General features: G+C 44.5%; 6 protein-coding genes. 2 read left to right on the forward strand and 4 right to left on the reverse strand.

The features are described 5' to 3' along the window. A partial coding sequence (locus Q0241_RS01165; protein WP_299371791.1) for a hypothetical protein occupies window positions 1–393 on the reverse strand: 393 nt, incomplete at its 3' end. A 321-nt stretch (window positions 394–714) separates the two neighbouring features. Between Q0241_RS01165 and Q0241_RS01170 the strand changes: the two genes are divergently transcribed. Then, on the forward strand, window positions 715–1,575 hold the full coding sequence (locus tag Q0241_RS01170) for an MBL fold metallo-hydrolase (RefSeq protein WP_299371793.1): 861 nt from the start codon (window positions 715–717) through the stop codon (window positions 1,573–1,575). 133 nt (window positions 1,576–1,708) lie between these two features. Here Q0241_RS01170 and pyk read toward each other — a convergent pair whose 3' ends face one another. The 3 genes from pyk to Q0241_RS01185 form a co-directional block, all read right to left on the reverse strand. Beyond that, the gene (gene pyk, locus Q0241_RS01175) at window positions 1,709–3,151 is read right to left on the reverse strand and encodes a pyruvate kinase (RefSeq protein WP_299371795.1); all 1,443 of its coding nucleotides are present in this window, start codon (window positions 3,149–3,151) and stop codon (window positions 1,709–1,711) included. 300 nt (window positions 3,152–3,451) lie between these two features. Continuing rightward, window positions 3,452–4,459 carry a type I glyceraldehyde-3-phosphate dehydrogenase gene (gene gap / locus Q0241_RS01180; protein ID WP_299371797.1) on the reverse strand — a complete coding sequence of 336 codons (1,008 nt, stop codon included), beginning with the start codon at window positions 4,457–4,459 and terminating at the stop codon, window positions 3,452–3,454. Between the two features lie 299 nt (window positions 4,460–4,758). After that, window positions 4,759–5,523 (reverse strand): DeoR/GlpR family DNA-binding transcription regulator, encoded by a 765-nt coding sequence (locus Q0241_RS01185; RefSeq protein ID WP_299371799.1) that lies wholly within the window; start codon window positions 5,521–5,523, stop codon window positions 4,759–4,761. 154 nt (window positions 5,524–5,677) lie between these two features. On the opposite strand from Q0241_RS01185, the gene glpK reads away from it, so the two are divergent. Continuing rightward, the gene (gene glpK, locus Q0241_RS01190; RefSeq protein ID WP_299371801.1) at window positions 5,678–7,165 is read left to right on the forward strand and encodes a glycerol kinase GlpK; all 1,488 of its coding nucleotides are present in this window, start codon (window positions 5,678–5,680) and stop codon (window positions 7,163–7,165) included. Window positions 7,166–7,424: the final 259 nt, after the last annotated feature.

The raw sequence follows: 7,424 nt of genomic DNA on the forward strand, positions 1-7,424 counted from the left end.
AAGCTTTGAGCGCTCATAAGAAATACTGAGCAGGGTTTGGCAACTTAGCCCTAAGCGGTCAATATCACGAGGGAAAATAATAAAATCATCAAACAAAGAAGATGCCGATTGTCCCGCCGCATCCAAGCTATCATCAGAGATACAGATGATGGGGCAACGCTGAGTCCAAGATAACGATTTATAGTTGGCAAGTTTTTGTCTTAGTTTTCCGTTCAATGAACTGGCGGAAAACAAAAAAAGATCAGGCTTAATCAGAGCTTCAGGATCAAATTCCTCAGATACAACGACGACAGAAAAGCCAGCATCGTTAAGCGAAACGCAAATATCTTTGCAAAAGGCTTCATCATCACCAACAATAATAATTCGCGATTTCTTTATATCATGCTGCAACACAAGGTCTTCCTGAACCACAAAATAGCTAACTATCCAAATACCCAGACAGGAGCCTAATTACCTTCGTAAACAAAGAATATCCGTTGAGGGTTATAAAACCATTAAAAATAAGTATTTTTAGCATCCTGAAATTAACGGTCGATGACTAAATTCTTCACACTCTAAAAAGCCTCAGATAAAAACACCCCTTACAGCCTCGAACCCTATATCTTTCTGTTAATCCTCAGGAAGGCGCCTCATTATTGAAAAGTACTTTGAACATAAACAGAACTACCTATTTTATAAAGGATGATGTTATCCTTTTTCAAAATGGAGGTAGGTATGCCAGTAAAAATTGAAGCTTTCTTTCACGACGCAAGTAACACAGTTTCCTATCTTGTCTGGGACATAAAAACAAAAAAATGCGCTGTGATAGATACTGCCCTTGATTTTGATGCCAGCTCTGGACGAACATCCACACAAAGCGCACAAAAAATCGTTGATTTTCTTACAAAACAGAAGCTGACCTGTCAGTGGATTCTTGAAACTCATGTACATGCAGATCACTTGAGTGCAGCCCCTTTTATTAAAAAAAATGTGGGCGGAAAAATTGCTGTTGGCAATCACATCCCTGAAATTCAGAAAACGTTTAAAACAATCTATAATGCAGAATCAGGTTTCAACACTGACGGACAGCAATTTGACCATCTGTTTGAAGATAACGAAGAGTTTCTACTTGGCAATACTGTCTGCAAAGTCATGCATACCCCTGGCCACACACCAGCTTGTGTTACCTATCTGATAGATGACAATGCCTTTGTTGGGGATACCCTGTTCATGCCTGATTTTGGCACCGCACGCACAGATTTTCCGGGGGGCGATGCTGGTCAGCTATACGATTCAATCAAGAAAATTTTATCCCTAGACGAAAATACAAAACTCTACACTTGTCATGACTATGCCCCGAATGGTCGTCAAATTGCATGGGAAAGTACGGTCAAAGAACAACAGGCCAAGAACCTACATGTACACAAAGGGGTTACAAGAGACGCGTTCATAAAGATGCGCACTGAACGCGACAAACAACTCGCCATGCCCGCACTTTTAATCCCTTCGATCCAGGTGAACATGCGTGCCGGGGATCTACCACCGCAAGAAGAAGACGGTGATAGATATTTGAAAATCCCCCTTAACAAGCTTTAGCCAGGAGTACTCTGCAAACAAATCAGGCTGCAACAGGAATGAACCTTACAGTCCAGCTGTACTGCTCGATGATAAGCACATAATGAAAAAGCAGCCATCAGGCTGCTTTTTCATTATCAACGCGGCATTAAGATCACGACGTAGGGTCAGGCTTTTCATGCTGGCCTACTGTAGCAATACGAAGATTGTTTGTCGCGCCAGGCGTGCCAAAAGGAACTCCTGCTGTCACGACAACTTTATCACCATTTTCACAAAAACCTTCACGGCGGGCGATACGGGTTGATTTACCAACCATTTCACCAAAACTGCTAACGTCACGTGTATTCACAGAATGAACACCCCAGACCAAGGCCATCTTTCTCGCGACCCGTAAATCAGGAGTCAATCCTAACAGAGGTGTATTAGGGCGCCCACGTGCTGCCCTGAAAGCCGTACTCCCCGTTGTCGTGAAGGTGACAATCGCTTTTGCATCAACCAAATCGGCAACATGACGTGCGGCATCACTGATTGCATCCGCTTCTGTTGGATTAGGCAGGATTTCATCTGCATGCACCAGTTTAAGGTAGAGCGGATCCTGCTCAATTGTTTCAATGATGCGGTTCATCATCGTCACCGCCTCAAGAGGATAAGCTCCGCTAGCTGATTCTGCTGAAAGCATCACAGCATCTGCTCCGTCATAAACGGCTGTGGCCACATCAGATGCCTCAGCTCTCGTCGGTGTCGGTGCGGAAACCATTGTTTCCAACATCTGCGTTGCCACAATCACGGGTTTTCCGTGTTCGCGGCAAGTTCCGATGATACGTTTTTGTAAAACAGGCACATTTTCCGGTGGTAGCTCGACCCCCAGATCTCCACGCGCAACCATAACAGCATCGGTCAACTCAACAATCGCTTCCAGTTGTTCAATCGCAGATGGTTTTTCCAGCTTAGCCATAACGCCAGCACGCCCATTAACAAGCTTGCGTGCCTCCATCACGTCTTCTGGACGCTGAACAAAGGACAAGGCACACCAGTCACAGCCAAGTTCCAGGCCAAACTCCATATCTAGCAAGTCTTTTTCGGTAAGGGCTGACAAAGGTAAAACAACACCAGGGACATTCACACCTTTATTGTTTGACAACACACCGCCGACAACAACTTCGGTTGTTGCCTCTGTGCCACTTAGCCCTGTAACGCGTAACCGGATCCGACCATCATCCAGCAACAGATCTGTTCCAACTTCGAGTGCATCAAAAATTTCTTTGTGTGGTAGGGTTGCGCGCTTGGCATCCCCAAGCTCGTCTTTCATATCCAGTTTGAAAGTCGAGCCATTAACCAATTCAGCTGAATCATTCACAAAACGACCGACACGTAATTTTGGCCCCTGAAGATCCATTAAAACAGCAATTGGACGACCTGCTTCTTTTTCAACTTCGCGGATCAGATCGTAACGTTCTTTGTGATCTTCGTGCGTCCCATGGCTGAAATTGAGACGGAAAGTATCAACACCTGCTTCGAACAGCGCCGTAATAGTCTCCTTATCCGAACTGGCAGGGCCAAGTGTCGCTACAATCTTACAAAGACGCTTACGTTTCATGTCAGGAACCTTTTCATTGTGTTTATTTCAGGATTATATCCTGTTTTATCTGTCTTATCAGTTTTCTATTACAAAAGCTTGGCTCAACGACGACAGTTTTGTCTCGATCAACGAAGCCCTTGCATTGTATCCTCAAATCCGAGCTTAGGACCAGAATACAGAAAACGGCACGCCAATTCGTGCCGATTTTTTCTATTTATTTTTTCTCTGCAAAACACTGATTTTCTTGTCATCAACAAAAGATATCAGGACAAAAAAAGATCAGGAGAGAGCCCTCTACTCTCTCCTGATCAAGTAGACCTAGAGGCTAAGCCCCAGGGCGACAGCAGTGTCAACCATACGGTTGGAGAACCCCCACTCGTTATCATACCAGCTCAAGACACGGACCAAACGATCACCAACAAGTTGGGTTTGCGTCAGGTCAAAAGTCGAACTGGCAGGAGAGTGGTTAAAATCTATTGAAACCAACGGCTCATTATTAGTTTCTAAAACACCTTTGAGAGCACCTTCGGAAGCGGCAATCATTGCTGCATTAATTTCTTCGGCAGTTGTCTTTCTTCCCGCTGTAAAGACAAGGTCAATCATGGAAACATTTGCTGTCGGAACACGAACGGCTGTGCCATCTAACTTGCCATCAAGTTCAGGTAGAACAAGACCAACAGCACGGGCCGCACCCGTGGATGTCGGGATCATGGAAAGAGCCGCTGCTCTGGCCCGACGAAGGTCAGAATGCATGGTATCAACGGTGTTCTGATCACCCGTATAGGCGTGAACAGTCGTAACAAAACCTTCTTCCAAGCCAACCAACTGGTTAAGAACATGGGCAACGGGTGCCAGACAGTTTGTCGTACAGGATGCATTGGAAACAATGGTATGCTCCGGAGCGATCTTGTCATGGTTCACACCGTAAACAACCGTTAGATCAGCATTTTTACCCGGTGCAGAAATCAATACTTTCTTTGCGCCAGCTTCTAGATGAAGAGATGCTTTATCACGATCTGTGAAAAGTCCGGTGCATTCAAGCGCAACATCAACCCCCAACTCGCCCCACGGCAAATCAGCAGGATTACGTTCTGACAAAGCTGCAATGCGTTTGCCCTCAATGATCAAAGCATTGTCGTCAGCTTTGATATCTTTACGAAGCGTACCGTGTACTGAGTCATATTTGAGAAGGTGAGCATTGGCCTGAGCAGATGCCAAGTCATTGATAGCAACGACCTCGATATCATCACGACCTGATTCAACGATGGCCCTCAACACAAGTCGGCCAATACGACCAAAACCATTAATTGCTACGCGAACCGCCATTATTTGCTCCTCAGGGACTTCATTATCTATAACTCTTGATGATAAAATGTTCATTTTTGAACATAAACGCAAGTTATATTTTTCTAAAGTGAATATTTTATGACACTAACTTTGAACGCAAAGAGAGATAATTTTAATTACTTCGAAACCAGATATCAAAAATAATTATTTAAAAACAATGGATTAAAAGAAACCATCAAGAAAGTGAATATTTATTTTTCAGCACAACAAGGAATGATCAGCTAAAATTGAGCAGCAATTATGAATGTTCAGTTACAAAAATTCGATAGAATCCGGTTCTAACAAAGAACTTCCAGATCCAGCGATTTGATAATGGAAGACAAGGGCTCGGTCGGCATACTATCCGTAACCAATGTATCAATCTGAGATAAATGCCCTAAGCGAACCAACGCATTTCGACCATACTTACTACTATCAGCAACAAGCAGTGTATGACGTGCGTTTTCTATAATTGTTTGAGAAACCCGAACACCACCATAATCGTAATCCAGCAGACTGCCGTCTTCATCGATACCACCAACAGCGATCACGCCAAAATCGGCACGAAACTGACGGAAGAAATCAATTGTCGCTTCACCAATGATGCTTCGATCCATATTTCGAACAACACCACCAGCAACAATAATTTCAAAGCTGGGATTCGGACTCATAATATGCGCAACACTCAGGCTGTTTGTAATGACACGTAACCCTGTGTGTCCCATCAAAGCTTGGGCAACGCTTTCGTTTGTCGTTCCCATATTGATAAATAGCGATGCATTGTTCGGAATCTCACGCGCCACAAGCTGCGCAATACCTTCTTTTTCCTGCGCGTTAATTCCCTGCCGCTGTGTATAGTCGAGGTTAAGTACAGAAGAACTAAAACTTGCTCCGCCATGAAAGCGGTTCAGCAGCTTCGCATCACAAAGCTCATTTATATCCCGCCGAATTGTTTGGGTTGTTACAGAAAAATCCTGTGCCATTGAATCAATAGATACGAAGCCATTATTCTTCGCCAATTCAAGAATCTGCCTTTGACGACGGCTAAGTTTTTCCAGATTCATCTGCATTCCCCACTAACAAATTCGCGCTTTTATCAGCACTTGGCCCCTTTTACCCAATTTCTAACAAAAAAGGAACCGATGTTCACTTTACTTTCATAAACGAACATACGAAAGTAAAGATCAAATTCCAAGGGGAGTCAAAAGGGAAGCCGGAATGAGCGAAAACCAACACATTCTTTCAATTGATCAAGGCACAACAAGCAGCCGGGCAATTATCTTTGATGTCAAAGGCAACAACCTTGCAACATCGCAACAGGAATTTCCTCAAATTTTCCCGAACGACGGATGGGTCGAGCACGATCCCGAGGCTATTTGGGCCTCAACACTTGAGGTATCGCGCGAGGCCCTTAAGTCAGCACAAGAAAAAGGCGCAAACGTCGTCACCATCGGCATTACCAATCAACGGGAAACAACCGTTATCTGGGACAGATCAACCGGGTTGCCGATCTACAATGCAATCGTCTGGCAAGATCGACGTACAGCGGAACTATGTTCAAAACTGAAAGAACAAAATCACGAAGACAAAGTAACCGCCAAAACGGGCCTTTTACTCGACCCCTATTTTTCTGCAACAAAAGTTGCCTGGGTTTTAGACAATATCGAAGGGGCTCGTGAAAAAGCAAACCGTGGCGAACTCGCCTTTGGTACCGTTGATAGTTTCCTGCTTTGGCGCTTAACCAATGGTAAAGTGCACGCAACAGATGTGACAAATGCCTCTAGAACTATGCTCTATAATATTCATGACCTCAAATGGGATGATGAACTTTTGGCATTGTTCAATATTCCTGCTTCTCTCCTACCAGAAGTAAAAGATTCTGCAGCCGATTTCGGCACAACAAACGCTGATATATTTGGAGTTCCCATTCCAATACAGGGCATTGCAGGCGATCAACAAGCTGCAAGTTTTGGCCAAACCTGTTATGATGCAGGGGATATCAAAAGCACCTATGGCACAGGTTGTTTTGTTTTGCTGAACACAGGCGAAAAACCTCTGTCCTCAAAGAATCGGCTACTCACCACTATTGGATATAGGATTAATGGCAAAACATCCTATGCTTTAGAAGGCGCAATTTTTATGTCCGGCGCAGCAGTACAATGGCTTCGCGACGGCCTTAAAATAATTGAATCAGCATCCGAAACTGAAGCGATTGCCAAAAGCCTTCCGGATAACAAAGGCGTTTACCTTGTTCCAGCCTTTACGGGGCTTGGCGCCCCTTATTGGGATCCCCATGCCCGCGGCTCCATCTATGGGCTGACAAGAGACAGCGGACCAGAAGAAATCGTCCGAGCAACATTGGAAGCGGTTTGTTATCAGACCAGAGATCTTTTTGAGGCGATGGCAGACGACGGGATCAAGCCCAAAGCCCTGAAGGTTGATGGTGGCATGGTTGCCAACAACTGGGTCATGCAATTCCTTTCCGATACACTAAATTTGGAAGTGGACAGACCTGCCGTCCCAGAAACCACTGCACTGGGCGCAGCCTATCTCGCAGGGCTTCAACACGGCATTTATAAATCACTCGAAGATATTAAAGAAAACTGGACGTTGGATCGAAGCTTTACACCAGAAATGGATGGCGCAACCAGAAAACAAAACCTTGAGGGTTGGGATCTCGCAATCAAGAAAACCAGATATCAATAATCCAGATATCAAAATAAAGCGTGCAACTGTGGCCTTAACCATGGTTAATCTCGGCATAAATCTACCATTTACGAAACAACAAAAAACGGAACATCATTGTTCCGTTTTTTGTTATGACTTCTTCAATCTAATATATTGCGCTCGTGAAATACCGACCGCATTGAAGGCACTATTTTTTACGGCGCTTTTTACCCATACTCTTTTTAAGCGCCTTACCACGTCCAGATAAGCTGGGGTTCGTCATAAAGAAGTTATGCGC

This window comes from uncultured Kiloniella sp., assembly GCF_937128705.1.
GTDB lineage: Bacteria > Pseudomonadota > Alphaproteobacteria > Kiloniellales > Kiloniellaceae > Kiloniella.

What these genes read in the sequence shown, in the direction of transcription:
- Q0241_RS01170 (WP_299371793.1), top strand. Translation starts at nt 715, where the DNA reads ATGCCAGTAAAAATTGAAGCTTTCTTTCACGACGCAAGTAACACAGTT.
- pyk (WP_299371795.1), bottom strand. Translation starts at nt 3,151, where the DNA reads ATGAAACGTAAGCGTCTTTGTAAGATTGTAGCGACACTTGGCCCTGCC.
- Q0241_RS01185 (WP_299371799.1), bottom strand. Translation starts at nt 5,523, where the DNA reads ATGAATCTGGAAAAACTTAGCCGTCGTCAAAGGCAGATTCTTGAATTG.
- glpK (WP_299371801.1), top strand. Translation starts at nt 5,678, where the DNA reads ATGAGCGAAAACCAACACATTCTTTCAATTGATCAAGGCACAACAAGC.
- gap (WP_299371797.1), bottom strand. Translation starts at nt 4,459, where the DNA reads ATGGCGGTTCGCGTAGCAATTAATGGTTTTGGTCGTATTGGCCGACTT.